The organism is Ruegeria sp. SCP11, assembly GCF_040329455.1.
Lineage (GTDB): Bacteria > Pseudomonadota > Alphaproteobacteria > Rhodobacterales > Rhodobacteraceae > Ruegeria > Ruegeria atlantica_E.
Genome location: NZ_JBDZYG010000001.1, coordinates 469,067 through 490,196 on the forward strand (window position 1 = coordinate 469,067; position 21,130 = coordinate 490,196).

Annotated in this window: 19 protein-coding genes and 2 tRNA genes; 7 read left to right on the top strand and 14 right to left on the bottom strand. The window is 57.6% G+C overall.

Annotated features, from left to right (window positions below):
• Window positions 1-80: 80 nt before the first annotated feature.
• Entirely contained in the window at window positions 81-776 is a 696-nt protein-coding gene (locus tag ABLN94_RS02375) for a hypothetical protein (RefSeq protein WP_352988738.1), read from the top strand.
• On the opposite strand, the gene ABLN94_RS02380 is transcribed toward ABLN94_RS02375, so the two are convergent.
• Window positions 777-1,730, bottom strand: a complete 954-nt coding sequence (locus tag ABLN94_RS02380) for a radical SAM protein (RefSeq protein ID WP_352988740.1) — start codon at window positions 1,728-1,730, stop codon at window positions 777-779. It abuts the gene before it with no gap.
• A gap of 163 nt (window positions 1,731-1,893) precedes the next feature.
• Between ABLN94_RS02380 and zwf the strand changes: the two genes are divergently transcribed.
• From zwf to ABLN94_RS02400, 4 genes are all read left to right on the top strand, one after another.
• Window positions 1,894-3,348, top strand: a complete 1,455-nt coding sequence (zwf, locus tag ABLN94_RS02385; protein ID WP_352988742.1) for a glucose-6-phosphate dehydrogenase — start codon at window positions 1,894-1,896, stop codon at window positions 3,346-3,348.
• The gene (gene pgl, locus ABLN94_RS02390) at window positions 3,345-4,016 is read left to right on the top strand and encodes a 6-phosphogluconolactonase (protein ID WP_352988744.1); all 672 of its coding nucleotides are present in this window, start codon (window positions 3,345-3,347) and stop codon (window positions 4,014-4,016) included. Before zwf ends, pgl begins: the two co-directional genes overlap by 4 nt.
• 5 nt (window positions 4,017-4,021) lie before the next feature.
• Window positions 4,022-5,632, top strand: a complete 1,611-nt coding sequence (gene pgi / locus ABLN94_RS02395; RefSeq protein ID WP_352988746.1) for a glucose-6-phosphate isomerase — start codon at window positions 4,022-4,024, stop codon at window positions 5,630-5,632.
• 160 nt (window positions 5,633-5,792) lie between these two features.
• Window positions 5,793-7,412, top strand: coding sequence for a long-chain-fatty-acid--CoA ligase (locus ABLN94_RS02400; RefSeq protein ID WP_352988748.1), 1,620 nt, complete (start codon window positions 5,793-5,795; stop codon window positions 7,410-7,412).
• Window positions 7,413-7,429: 17 nt separating this feature from the next.
• Here ABLN94_RS02400 and ABLN94_RS02405 read toward each other — a convergent pair.
• A tRNA-Asn gene (locus ABLN94_RS02405) sits at window positions 7,430-7,504 on the bottom strand.
• Between the two features lie 263 nt (window positions 7,505-7,767).
• Here ABLN94_RS02405 and ABLN94_RS02410 point away from each other — a divergent pair.
• Window positions 7,768-8,706, top strand: a complete 939-nt coding sequence (locus tag ABLN94_RS02410) for a glycosyltransferase family A protein (protein ID WP_352988750.1) — start codon at window positions 7,768-7,770, stop codon at window positions 8,704-8,706.
• Between the two features lie 145 nt (window positions 8,707-8,851).
• On the opposite strand, the gene ABLN94_RS02415 is transcribed toward ABLN94_RS02410, so the two are convergent.
• Window positions 8,852-8,926, bottom strand: a tRNA-Asn gene (locus ABLN94_RS02415).
• A gap of 77 nt (window positions 8,927-9,003) precedes the next feature.
• Window positions 9,004-9,918: an MBL fold metallo-hydrolase gene (locus tag ABLN94_RS02420; protein ID WP_352988752.1), complete on the bottom strand. Its 915-nt coding sequence runs from the start codon at window positions 9,916-9,918 to the stop codon at window positions 9,004-9,006.
• A 43-nt stretch (window positions 9,919-9,961) separates the two neighbouring features.
• Between ABLN94_RS02420 and ABLN94_RS02425 the strand changes: the two genes are divergently transcribed.
• A complete protein-coding gene (locus tag ABLN94_RS02425) occupies window positions 9,962-11,281 on the top strand; it encodes an ATP-binding protein (protein WP_352988754.1) in 1,320 nt (439 codons plus the stop codon).
• A gap of 122 nt (window positions 11,282-11,403) precedes the next feature.
• Here ABLN94_RS02425 and ABLN94_RS02430 read toward each other — a convergent pair whose 3' ends face one another.
• From ABLN94_RS02430 to ABLN94_RS02475, 10 genes are all read right to left on the bottom strand, one after another.
• Window positions 11,404-12,330, bottom strand: a complete 927-nt coding sequence (locus tag ABLN94_RS02430) for a 3-hydroxyacyl-CoA dehydrogenase NAD-binding domain-containing protein (protein WP_352988756.1) — start codon at window positions 12,328-12,330, stop codon at window positions 11,404-11,406.
• Window positions 12,330-13,070 carry an SDR family NAD(P)-dependent oxidoreductase gene (locus ABLN94_RS02435; RefSeq protein WP_352988758.1) on the bottom strand — a complete coding sequence of 247 codons (741 nt, stop codon included), beginning with the start codon at window positions 13,068-13,070 and terminating at the stop codon, window positions 12,330-12,332. The genes ABLN94_RS02430 and ABLN94_RS02435 overlap by 1 nt, the downstream gene beginning before the upstream one ends.
• Window positions 13,070-14,488: a gamma-aminobutyraldehyde dehydrogenase gene (locus ABLN94_RS02440; protein WP_352988760.1), complete on the bottom strand. Its 1,419-nt coding sequence runs from the start codon at window positions 14,486-14,488 to the stop codon at window positions 13,070-13,072. Before ABLN94_RS02440 ends, ABLN94_RS02435 begins: the two co-directional genes overlap by 1 nt.
• An 11-nt stretch (window positions 14,489-14,499) precedes the next feature.
• Window positions 14,500-15,429 carry a 3-keto-5-aminohexanoate cleavage protein gene (locus tag ABLN94_RS02445; protein WP_352988762.1) on the bottom strand — a complete coding sequence of 310 codons (930 nt, stop codon included), beginning with the start codon at window positions 15,427-15,429 and terminating at the stop codon, window positions 14,500-14,502.
• Complete coding sequence (locus tag ABLN94_RS02450) at window positions 15,429-15,821, bottom strand: cupin domain-containing protein (protein ID WP_352988764.1); 393 nt, start codon at window positions 15,819-15,821, stop codon at window positions 15,429-15,431. The genes ABLN94_RS02445 and ABLN94_RS02450 overlap by 1 nt, the downstream gene beginning before the upstream one ends.
• Complete coding sequence (locus ABLN94_RS02455; RefSeq protein WP_352988765.1) at window positions 15,818-16,609, bottom strand: SDR family NAD(P)-dependent oxidoreductase; 792 nt, start codon at window positions 16,607-16,609, stop codon at window positions 15,818-15,820. Before ABLN94_RS02455 ends, ABLN94_RS02450 begins: the two co-directional genes overlap by 4 nt.
• On the bottom strand, window positions 16,606-18,141 hold the full coding sequence (gene betC, locus ABLN94_RS02460; RefSeq protein ID WP_352988767.1) for a choline-sulfatase: 1,536 nt from the start codon (window positions 18,139-18,141) through the stop codon (window positions 16,606-16,608). Before betC ends, ABLN94_RS02455 begins: the two co-directional genes overlap by 4 nt.
• On the bottom strand, window positions 18,138-19,277 hold the full coding sequence (locus ABLN94_RS02465) for an aromatic ring-hydroxylating oxygenase subunit alpha (protein ID WP_352988769.1): 1,140 nt from the start codon (window positions 19,275-19,277) through the stop codon (window positions 18,138-18,140). The genes betC and ABLN94_RS02465 overlap by 4 nt, the downstream gene beginning before the upstream one ends.
• Before the next feature lie 138 nt (window positions 19,278-19,415).
• Window positions 19,416-20,432, bottom strand: coding sequence for a GlxA family transcriptional regulator (locus ABLN94_RS02470; protein ID WP_352988771.1), 1,017 nt, complete (start codon window positions 20,430-20,432; stop codon window positions 19,416-19,418).
• A 150-nt stretch (window positions 20,433-20,582) separates the two neighbouring features.
• Window positions 20,583-21,035 carry a hypothetical protein gene (locus tag ABLN94_RS02475; RefSeq protein ID WP_352988772.1) on the bottom strand — a complete coding sequence of 151 codons (453 nt, stop codon included), beginning with the start codon at window positions 21,033-21,035 and terminating at the stop codon, window positions 20,583-20,585.
• Between the last annotated feature and the right edge of the window lie 95 nt (window positions 21,036-21,130).

A 21,130-nucleotide genomic window follows, 5' to 3' on the forward strand; every position in this document is an offset into this window, starting at 1 on the left:
TAACGATTAAGACCAGTTATATTTTAAGGTGCTTCGGCTAAGGTGTCGGCCAAATCATTGGTCACATACGGAATCGCTTTATGCCTCGAGTTTTGTTTCTTATGGCCGCGCTGCTCATGGGTGGGTCAGCCTCTGCCGAGGGTGTTCTGGATAAAATCAAGAAAGGCGCCGAGAGCACCGCAGACGCCATCGGGCGCGGTGCCGAAGCGGTTGGCAACTCTGTAGAAAAAGGCGCCAATGCTGTTGATGAGACGATTAATTCTACCACCGATCTTGTGACGAATGAGGCGACGCCGGAAGAGACGCGTGCCAAACTGGACCTTATGGCTAGTGACGTGCTGACCCAACTTCTGTCGGAAGATCCAGATGCTGATGAACTCTTCGGTGTCAGTGCAGGGTATGCGGTGTTCGACTCGCGTAAGATCTCGGTCTTTCCGGTCTCGGCTGGGTATGGACGTGGGGTAGCGGTCTCGAAGGACACCGGCGAGCATACTTATATGAACATGGGGACAGGTGGTGTTGGCGCAGCCGTGGGAATTGGTGGATTCGAGACCAAATTCGTAATCCTGTTCGAAACATCAGCCGATCTGGAGAAGTTCATCGAAAACGGATACGACGCAACGGCGGAAACCGGAGCCATGTATGGGGACGACAGCTCGGGGCAGACCGTTCGGTTTACCGACGGCCGGTCGTTCTTTGTTCTTGGCAAAAAGGGGTGGCGCGTTTCGGCTGGGGCCTCAGGCACGAAGTTCTGGAAGTCCCCCGAATTGAACTGATCAGCCCGAGCAACTTGCTCCGCCCAGAACGCAGAACTTGGCACAGTGGGGATGATTCAGATGCACATCTGCCTCGGCCTCAGCGAGAGTATGACCCATTTCAAATTCAGGAGCGTAGGGTAGCAGAGTGCAAGCCAGAACAGCGGGGCGACTAGCTCCTTTGCGTTTTACTACCATACGGGCATTGGCGCACATTACTGCGTTCGGTGATTTGTTCAGGATGCTCCAGCAAGCCGTTGTAATTTCAGGTACTTCAACGGTTTCGTCCATCTCGGGGAATAGTACCGTTTTGCCCGGGTCCTGGGCGTCTATATCAAATCCATACTCGGCAAAAAACGCCGCATAGCCAGCGCGGCTTTCTGTATCGCTGTCACCCCAGACGGTGCGTCCGGCAATGGCCATGTTGAATCCGTGATCGCGCAGCCATTTCATCCCGGTCAGGGTTCTGGCGAAACTGCCAGCGCCGCGTTCCTTGTCATGCAGTTCGGGGCGGTAATGGTCGACCGAGATCCGCAGGTTTAGCTTCGTTCCATAGTCGCGCTGGAGTTCCAGCAGTCCTTCGCGCATCTTGCGGCGCATCATTGGTTGCATCGCGTTGGTTAGGATAAGAACCTCATAGCCTCGCTCCAGAGCGGCGCGAGTCATGTCTATCATTTCCGGATTCATGAAGGGTTCACCACCGGTGAAACCGATCTCGCGCACCGGCCAGTTTCGGTCCTCAATCTGATCCAGATAGTCCCGCACCTCAGCGGTGGTAATGTATACCAGCGCATCGTTGGTGGGGCTGCTTTCAATATAGCAGTTAATGCATTCGATATTGCACAGTGTGCCGGTGTTGAACCAAAGGGTCTCGGGGTTGCTGAGAGACACAGAAGCCCGCGTTTGCCCGTCAGCTGTCACCAATTTGTCCTGAAACTTGCCGATATTGGCGCTCTGAGGGGCGTTGTCTTTCATTCCGGTATCCGGTTCCTTGATGTCTTAATGCTGACTTAGCCACTTGGACCGGGTTAGTTAAGGGCATCGGGCCTGACCTGACAGAGTTTTGATGATGGGAAAAAATTTAAAAATGATTGCGCTAACATTAGACATGTCGACAGGGGTAAGGTAGGGGAAACACATGGTTTCTCGTGTCATACCCGTCGACCCTTTCGATCTGGTCATATTCGGCAGCACCGGCGATCTTGCGCAGCGCAAGATTTTGCCCGCGTTGTTTCGGAGGTTTTGCGCGGGGCAATGGCCGCAGGACGTGCAGATTATAGGTGCCGCTCGAGCGGGATACGACCGGGACGCTTTCCACCAGGTCGTCACCGATTCGTTGCAAATTCATGCGCCAAGGCACTGTCAGGACGCCAATGCGCTTGAGGCCTTTCTGCAGCGGGTCGACTATGTTTCGTTGGACGCTCTTTCCGAGGAAGGGTGGGATCGGCTTGCCGGGAAGCTCACTAAGGATCGGGTACGGGCGTTTTATTTCTCGGTCGGGCCGCGTTTGTTCGGGCCGCTGGCCGAGCGGATCAAAGCCCATGATCTTGCGACCGAGCAGACGCGGATCGTTGTTGAAAAGCCATTTGGTCATAATTTGGAAAGCGCGCGGGTACTAAATGCCACTCTGGCCGCGCATTTCTCGGAAGGGCAAATTTACCGAATCGACCATTATCTTGGTAAGGAAACGGTTCAGAATTTGATGGCTGTCCGCTTTGGCAATATGTTGTTCGAGCCTCTTTGGAATAGCCAATATGTCGATCATATCCAGATTACAGTGGCCGAATCCGTCGGCATAGACGGGCGCGAGGAATATTATGAGCGCGCTGGCGCGATGCGTGATATGGTGCAGAACCACCTGATGCAGCTCTTGTGCCTGATCGCAATGGAGCCGCCGGCCAAGTTCGACCCGGACGCGGTGCGGGACGAAAAGCTCAAAGTTATCCGCGCGCTGGACCCGGTCGAACCGCACCACATCGTGAGAGGCCAGTTCGAAGGCGGGCCTAATGGACCCAGCTATCGGGAAACCGTAGGCAATCCCCGCTCGACCACGGAAAGCTACGTGGCCCTGCGGACGCATGTCAGCAATTGGCGGTGGGCGGGCACGCCGTTCTATCTGCGCACGGGCAAGCGGCTGGTGGCGCGATCTTCGGTGATCAACGTGATGTTCAAGGACGCGCCACATTCGATCTTTGGGGCCGATGCCGGGCGGCATGCCAACGTGTTGTCGATTCGCTTGCAGCCCAACGAAGGCATTACGCTGAAGGTGACGATCAAGGAACCTGGACAGGGTGGAATGCGTCTGGTCGACGTGCCGCTGGACATGAGCTTTGCCGAGGCGCTGGGACCGGAAAACCAGGACCCGCCGGACGCTTATGAACGGCTGGTGATGGATGTGATCCGCGGCAATCAGACCCTGTTCATGCGCGGGGATGAGGTTGAGGCCGCCTGGGCCTGGACCGATCCGATCATCGCGGGCTGGCAGGCGCGCGGGGATGTCCCCAAACCGTATGAGACTGGCAGCACTGGCCCGGGCGACGCCGAGCTGCTGATGAAACGAGACGGTCGCCGTTGGCAAGGGATAAACCCATGAAAATACAGGAATACGCCGACAGAGATATGCTGACCATCGATGTGGCAAACGTGCTGGCGGGCGATCTGGAATCTGCGTTGCTGCACCACGACATGGTCTCGCTGGCTGTTCCGGGTGGCGCCACGCCAGGGCCGATCTTTGATGTGCTGTGCGCGGCGGATCTGGAATGGGATAGGGTGTGGGTGTTGCCCACGGATGAGCGCTGTGTCCCGAGCGATCATGAGCGTTCGAACGAACGCCTGATCCGCGAGCGCTTGTTGACCAATCGGGCATCGGTGGCGCAGTACATCCCTCTGTTTGTTCCAGGGAAGGAACCAGAGGAGGTACTTCCCGAGATCGAGAGCCTGATTACCCCAATCCGACCTTTGTCGGTTCTTGTTCTGGGGATGGGTGAAGATATGCACACGGCATCACTGTTCCCGGGCATGGATGGGTTGGAAGCCGCGCTGGACAGCCACGCTCCGCCTTTGGCCGTTGCGCGATCTGAAGCGCAGCCAGAGGCGCGGATCTCTCTGACTGCGCCTGTGCTGGACGGGGCTTTGTCGAAACATCTTATTTTCTTCGGGGCGGCGAAACGGGACGCGTTGGAACGCGCTATGTCCTTGCCGCCCGAGGAAGCCCCCATCGCCGCGGTGTTGGGTGGCATGACCGTACACTGGGCGGAGTAAGTGCTATGCAACTGGACACACTCGCTGCGCTAGCCGCAGACCAGCAAGACCGAACTATCCTTGACCTTTTCGCGGAGGATGCAAACCGGGCACAGAAGTTTTCCGCATCTACCGGTGATCTGCTGTTCGACTATTCGAAAACGCAGATTGACGAAGAAATCCGGGATGCCCTGATCGCTCTGTGTAAAGAGGCAGATCTTGCGGAACGCCGCGCGGCAATGTTCTCGGGCGAGAAGATTAATGAAACCGAGGGCCGCGCAGTTCTGCACACGGCGCTACGCAACCTAGATGGCGGCCCGGTTGAGGTCGACGGGCTGGATGTGATGCCCGGCGTCCTGGACACGCTGCAACGGATGCGCGTTTTTGCCGAGGAGGTGCGCGGCGGGGCGATCTCCGGGGCAGGGGGCAGCTTTACCGATGTTGTGAATATCGGCATTGGCGGATCGGATCTCGGGCCGGTAATGGCGACCCATGCGCTCGCCCCTTACCACGATGGGCCGCGTCTGCACTACGTGTCCAACGTGGATGGCGCACATATTGCGGATACACTGCGCCAGCTCGATCCGACGCGGACGCTCGTTATCGTTGCCTCGAAAACTTTTACCACCATCGAAACCATGACCAACGCCCGTACCGCGCGGGCCTGGATGGTGGATGGCGGAGGCGATCCGACGAAACAATTTGCCGCCGTGTCCAGTGCCGTGGACAAGACCGAGGCTTTCGGCATCCCGGAAGATCGTGTGTTTGGCTTTGCCGATTGGGTCGGCGGGCGATACTCGGTCTGGGGGCCTGTGGGCTTGCCGGTGATGATTGCTGTTGGCTCGAACGCCTTTGACGCCTTCCTGCGTGGTGGGCAGGCGATGGACGTGCATTTCCGTGCCGCCGATTGGGCTGAGAACATGCCGGTAATGCTGGCTCTAGTAGGAGTGTGGCATCGTCAGGTGCTGGGCCACGCCAGCCGCGCGGTTTTGCCGTATGATCAGCGCCTTCTGCGGTTGCCGGCATATTTTCAGCAGTTAGAGATGGAGTCGAACGGCAAATCTGTCGCAATGGACGGCAGTTCGCTGGAGGGGCCTTCTGGCCCCGTGGTTTGGGGCGAACCTGGAACGAACGGTCAGCACGCCTTTTACCAGTTGATCCACCAAGGCACTGACGTGATACCTTGCGAGTTCATGGTCGCCGCGGAAGGGCATGAACCCGAACTCACCCACCATCACCGTCTGCTGCTGGCCAATTGTCTGGCCCAGTCTGAGGCGTTGATGCGAGGGCGCTCTCTGGACGAAGCACGGCAGCGCATGGCTGACAAAGGGCTGACCGGAGATGAGTTGGAACGTCAGGCCCGCCACCGAGTGTTCCCGGGCAATCGTCCGTCCTCGACCCTGATTTATCCGAAGCTCACGCCATTTGTACTGGGCCAGATCATCGCCCTCTATGAACACCGTGTGTTTGTCGAAGGGGTTCTGCTGGGCATCAACTCGTTTGATCAATGGGGCGTGGAACTGGGTAAGGAATTGGCGACCTCGCTTGGTCCCATTGTGGAGGGCGATGAAAGTGCGGAGGGCAAGGACGGATCGACCGCAGCTTTAGTTGCTTACGCCCTCCGCTACCGGGAATAAGCCGGATTAACTTGTGGCCTGTCGCAGCGACAGGCTGCATTCTCTTATTGTCAGACAATTAAATGATTGGCAGGGTTCTTCCGGAGGAAAAGCCATGACTTCTTTTGCGGGTTAACGTCTGCAAAAGGAGTAAAATGGCGCCGTCAAAGGGAGGACGCCCATGCTGGGACAGATGATGACGCAGCCTCTGCTGATCTCGTCGCTGATAAATCACGCCGATCGCTATCATGGTCAGACCGAGATATTTTCGGTTGAAACCGACGGCACGGTGACTGAGACCAGTTGGGGGCAGGTGGCAAAAAATGCGCGCAAGCTGGCTTCAGCACTGACTAAGCTGGGCTTGGAGCCGCAGGCCCGGATCGGCACGCTGGCTTGGAACAACCGGCGGCATCTTGAAATTTACTATGGGACCTCAGGCGCGGGGTTCGTCTGCCATACGGTCAACCCGCGCCTGTTTCCTGAACAGCTGACCTATATCATCAACCACGCCCAAGACCGTGTTCTGTTCTTTGATGCGACTTTCATACCTTTGGTCGCGGCCCTGCAGGAGCATCTACCCGACGTACAGCATTTTGTGCTGATGGGGCCACGGAACGAGGAAGTCATCGCCCAAATCCCGGGCGTGAAATTCTATGACGAGTTTATCGAGACCGGTGACGCGGGTTTCCTGTGGCCAAGTTTCGATGAAAATACCGCCTCAAGCCTATGCTACACGTCTGGCACAACTGGGCATCCCAAGGGTGTGCTGTACTCGCACCGCTCGACGGTGCTGCACAGTTTCGGTTCGAATACCCGTGATGTGATTGGGTTTTCTGCGATGGACGTGGTGATGCCGGTGGTTCCGATGTTCCATGTGAACGCTTGGGGGTCGCCTTATGCCTGCGCGATGTCGGGCTCACGCATGGTGCTGCCGGGGCCGGGTCTGCATGGTGAGGCACTGGTCAATCTGATCGATACCTACGGTGTCACTTTGGCCATGGGCGTGCCTACGATATGGCAGGGGCTACTGGCCCACGCGGAACAATCTGGCAGTAAATTGGCCAGTCTACAGCGGACCGTGATCGGAGGTGCCGCATGCCCTCCGTCAATGATTGAGATCTTCCGCGAGGCCTTTGGCGTCGACACAATCCATGCCTGGGGCATGAGCGAGATGAGCCCTCTGGGTACCGCGAACCACCCTCTGGCCAAACATCGGGATCTGCCGTTGGAGGAGCAGCACAAGCTACGGGAAAGCCAGGGGCGACCGTGCTATGGCGTCGAACTTAAAATCGTTGACGATGACGGAAATGACCTGCCGCACGACGGTGAGACTCAGGGTGATCTTTTGGTCCGGGGTTATTGGGTTCTGGACAGCTACTTCCAGATGCAGGATGAAAACTTGCTGCAGGATGGGTGGTTTGCCACGGGTGACGTGGCCACACTGGACGCCGATGGATATATGACGATCCGAGACCGCTCCAAGGACATCATCAAGTCTGGCGGGGAGTGGATCAGTTCTGTTGAGTTGGAAAATATTGCCGTCGCCCATCCCAAACTGGCCACCGCCGCAGTGGTCGGCGTACCGCATCCGAAATGGGACGAACGCCCGTTGCTGGTCGCGGTCAAAGCGGAAGGCGAAAACCCGACCGAAGAAGAGTTGCTGTCTTTCTACGATGGTAAAATTGCCAAGTGGCAGGTGCCGGACAAGGTGGTATTTGTCGAAGCCTTACCACTGAACGCCACCGGCAAAATTATGAAACGCAAGCTGAGGGCGGATTTTGAAAATACCCTGAATGGCTGATCATCTATTAGGGGATATGGCTCCGGCGGTAGGGATCGAACCTACGACCAATTGATTAACAGTCAACTGCTCTACCGCTGAGCTACGCCGGAACGGTCCGCGCCGTATAGCAATCGGATTTCGTGACGTCCAGAGGGTGTTTGCAGTTTTTTCATGCAAGAAATTGATGGGGAACTGGAACCATTCGAAAATTGTTGTCCCGGTAGGTTTGGAGCCGAAAACCTCGCTCTATTGTTCGGTGATTGTGCTTGACCCGTATAGCTGTGCTTTCTAAGAAAAATTGGTTTTGCTCTGGGGGTTAGGTTGATTTGCCATCTGCGCTCTAAGGGCGTTCAACTTTGGAAGAAATTAGCATATGGTTCTGACTGAAGAGCAACGAAAAACCTGCAGATCAAAAATTGAGCCGTGGCGCGATGTGATGACTCGTGATCCCGTTGATGAGGCTCCCGAAGTGATCTTCTCGATACCTTTGATTTCTAAAGAAAAGGCCAATAATTGGTCGAAGGTTTGTTCCAATCTGACAAAAACCGTTGAAAGCCTCCGCCGTCAAACAAGTCCCAATTGGAAGGCGGTTATCTGTTGCCAGTCCAAACCAGACGGGATCGAATTTGACGATAAAGTGACTTTTCTGCCGTTCACAAGGATGCTTGAACGTACCGATAAGGCCCCTAAACGAAAAGCGATATTCGAGTTTTGCCGAGATTCCTTTTCGGGCGACAAATACCTGTTCTATTTAGACGCTGATGATTTGGCCCACCCAACTCTGGTGGAGTACATCTTGGATACGCGCGATCCGTCAGGCTATCTGGTTGATCGAGGTTTTCTTTACGACACGGTCGCAGGTAAGCTTGCGCCTCTCTATCGACCGACTCCAGATGTTCTGCAGAAACAGAAAAAAAAGATCCGTTGGACGCGCCAGCTTATCAGGCTTCGTAACATTGGCCGTCGACTGACTGGTCGCGAGGCTATCGAGTATCCAGCACGTTTGGCGCGTATGCGTTCGTTTGATTCTAAGTGCGGTTCATGTGTGGCTTGGCGCTATCGCTGCGGTGGCAATCGCGAGAACAGCCCCGATGTGCCGGAGTTTAGTCATTCATTCGTTCGCCCTGCGAGCGAGGAAGGGTTGGTCAACCTCCATAAAATCAGCTTTGAGGCTATGATTTATGTTGTTGGTCATGGAGAAAACCTTGAGGAACTCGTTGGTGGCGTGCAGCGAAAACTGGAATACGCTGACGAGTTTGGGTTGCCAGAACGCGAGGCAAAGAAAGTCCTGCATACCTTTGGTTTGTTGTGACTTTCAAAGCAATGCTGAAGCGTTTTGTGGTCAGTTCTGCCGTAAACTCGGAAAGGCCGAGATCTGGTTGGAAGGGCAGTGTTCAGACTTAAGTGTGCGTAATTTGCACAGGCCTTTGAAAGCTCACCAATCTCGATATTGATTTTGGCTCCGGCGGTAGGGATCGAACCTACGACCAATTGATTAACAGTCAACTGCTCTACCGCTGAGCTACGCCGGAACTGAGGGGCGTATAACAACCCGGATTTTCGCCGTCCAGAGGGGAATGTGACGTTTTCGCAAAAAAATTCTCAGGGCTCATGGCTGAATGTGAAACTGCGCATTGGCCGACAGCCTTTCCTCTGATACGACCTGAGATTTCCCTGCCAGATCAACAAGGTGGGCGAATACGTTTCTTGCAGCAGCAGGCAGCAGAGCAGGCGGTGTGTCCAGGTAGATGCGTTCCGCCAACTCTCTGGCCGTGCCGGGTTGTACTTTTAGAGCCTCCAGAATTTGGGTCTCGCGCTTCAGACGGTGATTTATCAACCAATCCAGCCGCGCAGAGGGATCGGATATCGGGGCGCCATGCCCGGCGTAAAAAACCGACCAGTCGCGCGTGCGCAGCCGATGGCAGGCTGCCATGAAATCTGTCAGATCACCGTCCGGAGGGGACACCAGAGAACTGGCCCAGCCCATGACGTGGTCTCCGGTAAAGCAGACGTCTCCCCAACCCAAGGCGATGTGGTTGCCCAGATGTCCTGGCGTGTGAATTACTTCAAGCTGCCAGCCATCACCAGAGATCGTCGCGCAATCAGGTAGTTCGAAATCAGGACGAAAAGACGTGTCGATTCCTTCGCCACCACCTGCAAGCCCTTGCTGGGCCAACTCGGTCATTACGGCGCTGCGACCGGTTTCGGGGCCGCCAAAAGCCAGAACAGGAGCGCCGGTGCGCTCGGCCAGCGACCGGGCAAGGGGCGAGTGATCCAGATGGCTGTGCGTGACAACGATATGGCTAATGCGCTGGCCGGGCTGCACCGCGTCCAGAATCGCGTCCAGATGTGCCTCATTGAGAGGGCCTGGGTCGATCACGGCAAGATCACCTGTGCCCAGCAGGTAAGTGTTGGTGCCGCGGTAGGTCATTGGGGATGGATTCGGGGCCAGAATACGCCGCAATCCTACTTGCAGATCTTCTGCCGGGCCAGCGGGCGGGTTGAAATCATCAGGGGCCTGCATTCGGGCTCTTTCTCTTGTCGGTTCAGCCCGTTAGGTTTAGCGCATGTCCGCGCAATTGCTCAAACTCTATATGCCACGCAGCCTGTATGTCCGTGCTGCGTTGATACTGGTTCTGCCGGTGGTTGTTCTTCTGTTAGTGGTTGGCGTCGCGTTTCTTCAAAAACACCTTGAAGACGTCACGGCGCAAATGACGCGCGCTGCGTCGCGCGAGGTGATGCTGGTGGTCGAGATTATGGAGAAGGCCGAAACCCAACAACAGGCGCTTGCGGCCGTCCGACCCGATTTGCAAGCGCTGGAAATGAATGCTCATTTCCTGGGTGTGAACGAAAAGCCGGTGATTGGTCATCGCCGCTGGTACGATTTCATTGCGCCGCGGGTAACAGCGGACTTGCAAGCTTTGCTACCCGATCTTGTCGCTGTTGCCCTTCCAAGTGGGGATGAGGCACGGGTGTACATGCAGACACATCTTGGAGTGTTGCAACTGACATTTGATCGCCGTCGCTTGTCACCGACAGCTCCGCATCAATTGATCGTGACGATGGTATTCTTTGCCGTCATCATGACGTCGATTTCGTTTCTTTACATGCGCAATCAGTTGCGCCCGATTACCCGATTGGCCGAGGCAGCGCAGGCTTTTGGCCGTGGCAGGGTGGTGCCGTATTCGCCCGGCGGCGCGATCGAAGTGCGCGCGGCGGGAAGTGCGTTTCTTGATATGCGAGCCCGTATCGAACGCCAGATGGAACAGCGGACCATGATGTTGTCTGGTGTCAGTCATGATCTGCGTACCCCTCTTACGCGTCTAAAACTTGGTCTGTCGATGTTGCCCGAGGATGAGGCCGCCCCTTTGCAACAGGATGTTGATGAGATGCAGTTGTTGCTGGACGCTTTCCTCGAGTTCTCGCGCGGGGCATCCGAAGGAACGCCGGAAACTGTTGAACCTAAAGCATTCTTGGAGCAAATCGTTAAAGATGCCCGGCGGGCTGGGTATGAGGCCGATCTCGTTTCAGTCGAGGGAGAGGGTACGGTGACACTGCGCCCCACAGCCATAAGGCGTGCGGTTGAGAACCTGATCGGAAACGCGGTTCGCTATGGTAATCGCGCCGATGTCAGCCTGTCGGTCACGCCAAAGTCCGTTCGTATCCGGGTCGAAGATGACGGGCCGGGTATTCCACCGGAGCAGCGATCTGAGGCGGTTAAACCTTTCTCGCGTCTCGATCCGGCGCGCAACCAGAATCAGGGCAGCGGCGTGGGGTTAGGACTGGCGATTGTGTCCGATATTGCGCGCGCTCATGGTGGTGTTCTGCGCCTGAGCACCAGCGATCAACTGGGCGGCCTCTGCGCCGATATCATCATCGGTCGCTAAGTAGCGACGCTGCATAAGTGCTACATGGTTAACCCAAAGACGCAGTTTTCCAGGTGCTTCCAATTCAGTCCAATGTCTAAGTGGTATCTCGCCAAAAATGCGACCGCCGATTGGTCGGGTCGCTAGCGCAAACCGACGACCGATTTCTGCATCGCTACGATTAACGCATCCCGCCTTTGGGATAGTTCTGCCGGAGACTTTCCGGCGGCTTCAGCTTCTACTCCCTGCGTCAGCGTCCGGGTCACGTCTTCGGTCAAGTGAACCTGCCCAAGATCATCCCACCAACCGTTAAACGTGTCCGTGAAATGGTCGCAGAAGGCTTTTAAACCACCTTCACCCGCCCCGAGGTTGAACAGCATGGTCGGCCCCATCGCCGCCCAGCGCAGACCAGGGCCAGCCCAAACGGCCTTGTCCACATCCTCGACCGAAGCAACGCCTGACACCACAAGGCTGATCGCCTCACGCCAGATCGCGGCCTGAAGGCGGTTGGCGACGTGACCGGGCACCTCTTTGTGTAGGCGGATCGTGGTCTTGCCAACGGCTTCGTAGAACCGTTGCGCGTCTTCAACAACGCCGTCTGCAGTGTCCTCGTTGCCCAGAACCTCAACCAGAGGGATCAGGTGCGGAGGATTGAATGGATGCCCCAAAACGAAACGCGATGGGTCTTTCCATCCGGTCTGCATCTGGCTGAGCGTCAGGCCAGAGGCGGAACTGGCGACGATGGCATTGGGTGCAAGAGCAGGTTCAATCTCGGCAAACGTCGCGTGTTTGATAGGCAACCGTTCGGGCACGTTTTCCTGCACAAAGGCGGCACCTTCGACTGCCTTGGCTGCGCTGGGGTGGAAGGTGATGGCGTCTGGGGTTCCGTTCTGCGTCAGCCCCAGATCGGTCATCGCTGACCATGCGGTTCCGATGTAGTCGCGCACCTTGCGTTCCACTTCGGGGTCCGGGTCGAACACGGAAACTGAACGCCCGGAGGCTAGAAACAAGGCCGCCCAGCTGGCACCGATTACGCCGCCGCCCAGGCAGGCCGTATGCTGAAAGTCCATCAGAATAATCCTGGATTAAGAGGGGAGGCCGCGGTCATGCCGCCGTCCACGGTGAACAGTTGGCCGGTGGCAAAACCTGCCTCGTCCGAAGCCAGCCAAACGGCCATGTTGGCGATATCCTCGGGCCTGCCAAAGCGGCGCATAGCGTGGCGTGCCAGTGCATCCTGCCGCGCAGCCTTAGGGTCTGCGGCAAGGTCAAAGCCCGCGTCCAACATGCCCGTTTCGATCCAGCCCGGGCAGATCGCGTTGCACCGTATCTTGGGGCCATGATCGACGGCGATTGACCGGGTCAACCCGTGCACAAACGCCTTTGACGCATTGTAGAGCGCCATCGAAGGGTCCGCGACAGTACCCGAAATCGACCCGATATTGATGATCGACCCACCCTCGGGCATCCGGGGGATATAGGCGCGACACAGGTTGAACACACCCTTGCAATTGGTTCCGATCACCGCATCCCAATCCGCGTCCGAGCTGTCAGTGACAGTCTTTTCAACCTGAACGCCTGCGTTGTTGACGAGGATATCCGTCCCGTCTGTTGTGTAGGCCAAGTCTTCGACAGCCGCCGCATCGGTGACGTCCAGCGGATACCATTTGATGTTCTTATCCAAACCCTCTAGCCTTGGACCACGGCCGCAGGTGGTGACCGCTGCGCCTTCGCGGGCAAATGCCTCGACAATTGCGCGACCGATGCCTTGCCGACCTCCGGTGACCAGCGCTCTTTTTCCTGCAAGCCGCATCAGTGCGCCACCATTACGTGCCGGACTGACGAATAAGCATCTAGGGCATAGACGGACATATCGCATCCGGTACCCGATCCCTTCATCGCGGCCCAGGGCATTTCGGCGGCGGGCATCCCGTGGGTGTTTACCCATGTCATGCCGTAGCGCAGTTGCGCGGTCATCTTCATCGCGGTTGAGATGTCCTTAGTCCAAACCGAAGAGGCTAGACCATACCGCCCGGCATTGGCGATGCGTAGCGCGTCTTCGGCCTCGGCGAAGCGTGAGAGGGTGACGACAGGCCCGAAAACCTCGCTGCAGGCAATCTCGGCGTCATTGTCGACATTGGACACGACGGTCGGCTGGTAGAAGAAGCCCGAGCCATCCCCAAACTTGCCGCCCACTACGATCTCGGCGCTGCACCGGGCGCGGTCGACAAATCCTGCAACACGGTCGCGTTGAGCGGCGGAGACGATAGGGCCCATCTCAGTGCCGCCCCCCTTGGGGGCGCCGATCTGGATTTGGCTGACCTGATCCGCCACGGCGGCCACCACCTTATCGTAGACCGTATCCTGCACCATCACCCGGCAGGGCTGGGCGCAATCCTGACCGGCGTTGAAGAACGAACCGTACCGGATCGTCTCGGCCACCGCATCGATATCGGCGTCGTCAAAGACAATGACCGGAGCCTTGCCGCCGAGTTCCAGATGCACATGGCGGATCTGGTTAGAGGCGGCTCGCATCGCTGCCATGCCGGTGGCAGGAGATCCGGTGACCGAAATTCCTTCGATCCGAGGATCGTTGATCAGGCTGTCGCCAACCGACGCTCCGCGTCCATGCACCACGTTCAACACGCCCTTCGGGAGCACATCCTCCAGCAACTCCGCCAGCCTCAGCGTGGCCAGTGGCGTTATATCTGACGGCTTCATGACGATGGTACAGCCTGCAGCCAGCGGCGAGGCGATCTTCCACGCGGCCATCATCAGAGGGTAGTTCCACGGTGCAATCGAAGCGACTGGGCCAATTGGGTCCTTGCGGATCATTGAGGTATGACCGGCTGCGTACTCTCCGGCCACCGACCCGTTCATGGTACGCGATGCCCCAGCCATGAAACGGAAGGTGTCGATGGTCAGCGGCATTTCTTCATCGCGGGCCATGGGCCAGGGTTTGCCAACGTCGAGCGTTTCCAATTCGGCCAGTTCTTCGATGTTCGCTTCGATCACATCCGCTATCGCATGCAGGTATCCTGCACGTTCGGCAGGTGTCACCAAGCGATAGCTTTCAAAAGCTTCGTGCGCTGCTCGGGTCGCGGCTTCGATCTGTTCCGGCGTGGCCTCGGGCACATGCGCCACGGGTACTCCGGTCGCGGGGTCCAGAACGGGCAAGGCGTCGCCGCCGCCTTCGATTAGCTCTCCGTTGATCAGCATCTTTGTCTGCATGTTCTCCCCCATCAGAAAGCGGTCTGGTCGCCACCTTTGAGGCCCAGCCGTTGGCGGGCCTCGTCTGGCGTTGCTACCGTCAGACCAAGATTTTCGATGATCGAGCGGATTTTGCGGACCTGTTCAGCGTTGGACTTCGCCTTCTGACCCGGCCCGATATAAAGACTGTCCTCCAGCCCAACCCGCACATTGCCGCCAAGGATTGCAGCCTGTGTCGTGAACGCCATCTGGTGGCGCCCGGCTGCCAGAACCGACCACTCGTAACTGCCGCCAAAAAGCTTTTCAGCAATGGTGTGCATGTGCATCAGGTTGTCCGGGTCGGCACCGACTCCGCCCAGAATGCCGAACACCATCTGGATGAAGAAAGGCGGTTTGACCCAGCCCTGATCGACCACCCAGGCGAGGTTATAAAGATGGCCCAGATCGTAGCATTCGAATTCGAACTTTGTGCCGTGGCCGTCCCCCAACTCCTTCATCGCATATTCGATATCGGCGAAAGTGTTGCGGAAGATGAAGTCGCGGGTCATGTCCAGAAACTCGGGCTCCCAGTCATGTTTCCAGCCCGCGTATTTCTGCATCATCGGGAAGATGCCGAAATTCATCGAGCCCATGTTCATGCTGGCCATCTCCGGACTGGCTCGCAGGGCGGCGCGCAGCCGTTCCTCGCGCGTCATGCCCAAGCCGCCGCCGGTCGAGACGTTCATCACCGCGCCCGTTGCCTGTTTGATGCGTGGCAGGAATTGCATGAACAACTCGGGATCTGGGTCGGGCTTGCCGTTCTCGGGGTTGCGGGCGTGCAGGTGGATGATCGACGCTCCGGCCTCGACCGCACCGATGCTGGCGTCGGTGATTTCGTTCGGCGTGATCGGCAGGTATTCCGACATAGTCGGCGTGTGGATGCCTCCGGTGGGGGCGCAAGTGATGATGACGGGTTTGCTCATCAGATTGCTCCCCACGCGCCACGCGGGTCCTGATCGACGATCTCGATGACATCGCCGGGGCGGGCGACAGTGATATGAGAAAACGCGCTGTCCGCCGTGGCACCGTGCCAATGCGGGTGACCGGCGGGGATGGCCACCACGTCACCAGGTTCCATGATCTGTTCACCATTTTCGTCGGCGATGATGCCGCGCCCCAAAGTTGCGATCAGAACCTGATCAACTTTGTGGATATGCACCCGGTTTCGCTCACCGGCGCCAAAGTTGACTATGTAGAGTTCGACATCCTTGGTCTCGGGGAGGCCGACCAGAGGGGCAAACGTAATCTCGTTGCCCACGAATAAATCACCGGTTGCCGGTTTGGTGTTGGTTTGGCTCGATTTGATAACTTTCATAGCTTCATCTGCTGAACTTGCGCGCTCAGCCCTCCATCCAGAACCCAGAGTTGCCCGCTGGCATAGCGGGCTTCGTCCGAGGCCAACCAGTTAACCAGATTAGCGATATCCTCGGGCGTGCCATAGGTGCGCATCGGGTGCACGTCGCGCACGGCTTGTTGCAACTGGTCTATGGTCTTGCCACCTCCGCCCGAACCGTCCCCAGTGAAAAAGCTCTGCAACATGGGGGTGTCCACATAGCCGGGGCAGATGGCGTTGACGCGGATACCCTCGGGGCCGTGATCGCAGGCCATCGCTTTGGTCAGCGCGTGGACAGCGCCCTTGGTCGCGCAATAGGCAGCAAGGCCTGGGTCAGCGATGAACCCGTCATAGCTGCCGAAATTGATGATCGAGGCGGTGCCGTCTTTGACTGCCTTCCGCATCAGGGGCAGGGCGTGTTTCGAGGTCAGGAAGGTGCCGGTTACATTGACAGCAAAGGACAGATTCCATTCTTCCAGCGTGGTTTCTTCGATGGTTTTCTCGATCTCGATCCCCGCGGCGTTGACCAGAATATCCAACTGACCTGCATCCGCGCCGACTTTTTCCATCGCCTCGATTGCGTCGGCTTCTTGTGTGACGTCCAGTTTGACAAAGATGCTTCCGTCATCGTCATGCGCGGCCAAAGAACCCTGCGGCGTCAGATCGGCAGCGTAGACTCGCGCGCCTTCGCGCAGGAACCGCGCTACGATGGCGCGGCCAATCCCACCGCGTCCGCCGGTAACAAGGGCGGTTTTGCCTTCCAGCATCATTCGTTAGTCTCCTTCAAAGGCGGATAGCGATAGCGTGTCGCCGCAACCGTCCAATCCATGTGGTTGCGCACGTAGTCTTGCGAAGCATCGCGCGGCGGGTTGTAGTCCCAGCTCTCGACCGGGTTGGCCTCCATCGCGGCATGCAGGGCGCGGCGGGATTTTTGCGTGGCAATGACATCTGCGCGGAGTTTTTCACTGTCCCAGCGTTGAGAAACGCGGGCCGCGAATTGCGTGGCTTGGTCGGCGTAATCCGGGTCCTCAGCGCGGTTCACCTTTTCCAGCGGGTCGATTGCCAGATCGTATAGCTGCGGAGGGTCCGGGTCGCAGTGGATATATTTCAACGGCCCACTGCGGATCATGAAGACCGGATAGGGCGTCATCTCGGCGCAATATTCGCCGATAGCTTCGTCGGTCGAGTCAGCTTCTCCGCGCGCCAGCGGCATAAGAGAGCGGCCGTCTACCGGTTCACCAAACATAGCATCGCTGCCTCCGGCAATGTCAATGAAGGTGGGCAGCAGATCGAGCAGCGAACAGGCGTTCGACGCCGTGCCCCGCGAAACTCCGGGGCCAGCCATGATTAGTGGCACGCGAGCAGAGTATTCGAAGAAGTTCATTTTGTACCACAGGCCGCGCTCGCCCAGCATATCGCCGTGATCGGCAGTCACGATAACTATGGTATTGTCCAGTTCGCCAATCTCGTCGAGCGCCTTCACCATCGCACCCAGCTTGCTGTCGAAATAGCTGACATTGGCCAGATAGGCGCGGCGGGCACGGCGGACTTCTTCCTCGGTTAGGGAGATATAACTAGCCTCGATCCCGTCCATTACCCGGCGCGAGAACGGGTCCTGTTCCTCGGGCGTCAGGGTGAATTCTGGCATGGGGACGTCATCGTCCGTGTAGAGGTTCCACCATTCCGGCTTGGCCACATAGGGATCGTGCGGGTGGATGAAACTGGCCACCAGACAGAACGGAGCCTCGTCCCCGGCAGCCCGATCTCGCCCCCGGTCGATCAGCCAGCGGCGGGCGGCGAATTCGACCTCGTCATCGTAATCGGTCTGAAAGGTGGCGATGGCCTCGCCGCTTTCCTTGACCGTTTGCATGTTGTGGTACCACTTGTCGATGCGCTCGTCCGGGGCCTCCCAATCCGGGGTCCAGGCGAAGTCCGACGGGTAGATGTCGGTGGTCACGCGGTCCTGAAACCCGTGTTTCTGGTCAGGGCCGACGAAGTGCATCTTGCCGGACAGGCAGGTGCGATATCCCAACGCCCGCAGATAATGCGCAAAGGTGGGGACCGAGGCGCGGAACTCGCTGGCATTGTCATAGGCCGCGATCCGGCTGATCAATTGCCCCGACATGAAGGCAAAACGCGAAGGGGCGCAAAGCGGAGAGTTGCAATAGGCCGCATCAAAGCGCATGCCTCGCGCGGCCAGAGCATCCATATGAGGCGTCTTCACAGTCGGATGGCCGTAAGCGCCACAGAAGTGCGGCGCCAGTTGGTCGGCCATGACCACGACGATATTGGGCCGCCTCACGGTGCGGCCTGTGCGTAGGCGTCCAGAACCAGCCCGTGGAAGTGGTGAACAGCATGCTCGGATTTGCCCGAGCCATTCGGGTCATGCACGATGCGCCCTTGGGTGAAGGCGGGCGTGCTCATTCCGCGCTGCACGCTTTCGACGATGTCGATATCTTCGCGTTGAAGTACCTCGTCCAGATAGCGGATTGCTTCCAACTCCGCCTCGTCGGGTTCGGGCGTTTCAAGGAAGAAATCATAAGTTTCCAGTGTGCGATCTGGCCCCATCGGGATGATATTCAGCACAATCATCGACGACCGCCCCGGATAACGCATCAGGCAGGTCGTGGGCCACAGCCACCAGACCGCATGGGTTCGCACAGTTGCGTTCGAGACGTCATAAGCGGTGTTCGCTCCCTTGCCTGCCTCGGCCATGTGGCTGGAGTAGATGCCGTAAGTGGTTACCTTATAAGTGTCCATATCCACCAGATCGCAGAAATCCTTGTGCGCTGTCGGGCAGTGGTAGCATTCCAGAAAATTGTCGACGACATTCTTCCAGTTCGACTTGATGTCATAGGTCAGCCGGTGACCGAAGGTCAGGTTTTCGATATCCGGTGCCCAATGGCGGATTTCGGTTTCCAGATTGCCGGAGACCTCGCGCAAAGACAGCGCATCGGGGTCGAGATTGACATAGATGAAACCCGCAAACTCCTCGACCTGCACCTGATCCAGACAGATGTCTTTGGTGTCGAACCCGGTCAGGCTCTCGGTTTCGGGCGCGCGGACCAACTGGCCGTCCAGCTTGTAGACCCAGGCGTGGTAGGGGCACATGATGCGGGTTGTTTCGCCTTCACCAGACAGTAGATGATGGGCGCGGTGTTTGCAGACGTTATAGAAGGCGCGCAGCGTGCCTTCGCGGTCGCGTACTACGGCGATGGGGCGGTTGGCGATCTCGACCGTCACATAAGATCCGGGCGTGCGCAGTTTTTCGACGTGGCACACCCATTGCCATGTCTTGGCGAGGATTTCATTCAGGTCGACCTGATGCCAAGCCGGATCCACATATGCCTCGGCCTTCAAGGATTGCGTGTTGAACGGGTCGGGGCTGAACCCATCTGAGATTCGGTCGAATTGCTCTTTGGACGGTAGCGCGGTCATTCTGGGGGCTCCACGTAACTCGCCCGGGACTGGCCCGGAGGATTAACTTGCTGCGTATGTGTATATGTTCCCCGGAAAAATGACCCGACGCTTAACTTCTTGCGCCATCAAATTTGCTTTTATCGCCTCTCGGCAAGGTTACGCTTTGGGTTTTCGGTGCATGGGCCAGGCGCGGTATTCGAAGGGAACCCGACCTTCGATCCGGTCCTGACTGGGCGGTAACCCGAAACGGTCTTTGTAGGACTTGCTGAAATGAACCTGACTGGCAAATCCTGACGCCATCGCGACCTGCGCAATCGGCAATTCGGTCTGCGTCACCAGCCCGCGCGCCCTGTCCAGCCGGATGTCGCGATAATAGAGGGCAGGGGTTTTCTTAATATAAGTCGCAAACAGCCGGTCGAGCTGGCGGTGCGAGATACCGGCTATATTGCAGATTTCGGGAATCGGCAGGGGGTCTTCCAGATGGGTCTCCATCACCTGAATGGCTGCTTTCAGAGTGGCCGGGACAAGTGCCCCCAACGGCTCGCTGCCTTCGGGCTGCTGCATGGCGGCAGGACCGCGCAACCGGTCGTGAAAAATGTAGCGTGCTGCCGCGTTCGCTAGCGCGCTGCCATGTATCCCCTGAACGATCTGCAATGCGAAATCCACCGCCGCCCCTCCGCCGCAGCAGGTCACCCGGTTTCCGTCCAGCGCGTATAGGTTCTCGACGACTTCAGTGTCGGGGTACAGCTCCTGAAAAGCGTCGATATGCTCATAGTGGACAGTCGCGCGCCGCCCTTTCAGCAGCCCGGCCTGTGCCAGAACGAAAGCCCCTGTGTCCAGCGCGCCTAGCGTGGCACCGGATCGTGCCCATTTACGCAATGCGCTGCCAAGCCGTTCGGTCATGTGCTTTTCGGGGTTCCAACTGGTCGAGACAATGGCGATGCCCGGCTGTTCCGCGCTAAGTTCGCTCAAACCCTGTGTGTCAACGCTAGTCCCGTTGCTGGACACACAGAGCCCACCGGATTCTGATGCGATCTGCCATTTGAAATAAGTCCGGCCGTCCAGGTAATTGGCAGCACGGAACGGATCAATAAATCCCATCGTGGCCGACATGTTGAAGCTGGGCGCGACGATAATGATGAGGCGGGTTGTGGGCTGGATCGTCTCAATCATGTCCTGATGAACTCGCTAGCAACTTCTCAAGGTAACAGAAAGCAATTTGTGACGATCGTGCAAGTTCAGATAGAGCGTGTCTGTGACCAACTGCGTAGGCAGGCAAACGAATGCGGTCAGCAGCATGAGCCGGCATTTTCCCGACAAAAATCAATCGTGTTGCCGAGCGGGCGGCACCAAAGGTGTCAAATAGTTCCAAACGGATGCACTTAGTGTCGGATGGGAGCGCAGAGAGGCCTTTTGTGTAACCTCGAACCTCCAAATAATTCCCAGTGAACGGCCGATGCATTCTGCGCGGCGACGGTGAAATCGTCCTCCGTTATCGCCCAGCCCCGCTCTACACGCCCTGTATCGTTCGGCGGCGCGTTCTCCTGCGGCCTCATCAGTCAGCATCATCACAACGGCTCGATACCCGTATCTCTCGCCATTGATGCATTCCTCAACGTTCTCTTCAGTCGAGCCTTTGTACTTGGTGCATTCAGATAGAATGAAGGTCTCACTCTTGGATGGGACGGGAATGTTTGCATCTGGCCATGCTAACTCGCCCGCCGAGGCGGAAGCAGCGCTGATGGCTGCAAGCAATACAACGTGTGATGCACGCATTGACAGCCCCCCAAGAAAATCGGGGTATTCAAATCATACCACGATCCGGAATTTGGAACGAACTTTATGTTAGCGCGATGGAAGCGGGCGTTGGG

Coding starts and splice junctions, on each gene's coding strand:
- ABLN94_RS02410 (WP_352988750.1), top strand. CDS start 7,768: ATGGTTCTGACTGAAGAGCAACGAAAAACCTGCAGATCAAAAATTGAG.
- ABLN94_RS02455 (WP_352988765.1), bottom strand. CDS start 16,609: ATGATGCTGGAAGGCAAAACCGCCCTTGTTACCGGCGGACGCGGTGGG.
- ABLN94_RS02465 (WP_352988769.1), bottom strand. CDS start 19,277: ATGACCGCGCTACCGTCCAAAGAGCAATTCGACCGAATCTCAGATGGG.
- ABLN94_RS02435 (WP_352988758.1), bottom strand. CDS start 13,070: ATGCGGCTTGCAGGAAAAAGAGCGCTGGTCACCGGAGGTCGGCAAGGC.
- ABLN94_RS02420 (WP_352988752.1), bottom strand. CDS start 9,918: ATGCAGGCCCCTGATGATTTCAACCCGCCCGCTGGCCCGGCAGAAGAT.
- ABLN94_RS02425 (WP_352988754.1), top strand. CDS start 9,962: ATGTCCGCGCAATTGCTCAAACTCTATATGCCACGCAGCCTGTATGTC.
- ABLN94_RS02475 (WP_352988772.1), bottom strand. CDS start 21,035: ATGCGTGCATCACACGTTGTATTGCTTGCAGCCATCAGCGCTGCTTCC.
- zwf (WP_352988742.1), top strand. CDS start 1,894: ATGGTTTCTCGTGTCATACCCGTCGACCCTTTCGATCTGGTCATATTC.
- ABLN94_RS02430 (WP_352988756.1), bottom strand. CDS start 12,330: ATGGACTTTCAGCATACGGCCTGCCTGGGCGGCGGCGTAATCGGTGCC.
- ABLN94_RS02400 (WP_352988748.1), top strand. CDS start 5,793: ATGCTGGGACAGATGATGACGCAGCCTCTGCTGATCTCGTCGCTGATA.
- pgl (WP_352988744.1), top strand. CDS start 3,345: ATGAAAATACAGGAATACGCCGACAGAGATATGCTGACCATCGATGTG.
- ABLN94_RS02470 (WP_352988771.1), bottom strand. CDS start 20,432: ATGATTGAGACGATCCAGCCCACAACCCGCCTCATCATTATCGTCGCG.
- ABLN94_RS02380 (WP_352988740.1), bottom strand. CDS start 1,730: ATGAAAGACAACGCCCCTCAGAGCGCCAATATCGGCAAGTTTCAGGAC.
- ABLN94_RS02440 (WP_352988760.1), bottom strand. CDS start 14,488: ATGCAGACAAAGATGCTGATCAACGGAGAGCTAATCGAAGGCGGCGGC.
- ABLN94_RS02445 (WP_352988762.1), bottom strand. CDS start 15,429: ATGAGCAAACCCGTCATCATCACTTGCGCCCCCACCGGAGGCATCCAC.
- ABLN94_RS02375 (WP_352988738.1), top strand. CDS start 81: ATGCCTCGAGTTTTGTTTCTTATGGCCGCGCTGCTCATGGGTGGGTCA.
- pgi (WP_352988746.1), top strand. CDS start 4,022: ATGCAACTGGACACACTCGCTGCGCTAGCCGCAGACCAGCAAGACCGA.
- ABLN94_RS02450 (WP_352988764.1), bottom strand. CDS start 15,821: ATGAAAGTTATCAAATCGAGCCAAACCAACACCAAACCGGCAACCGGT.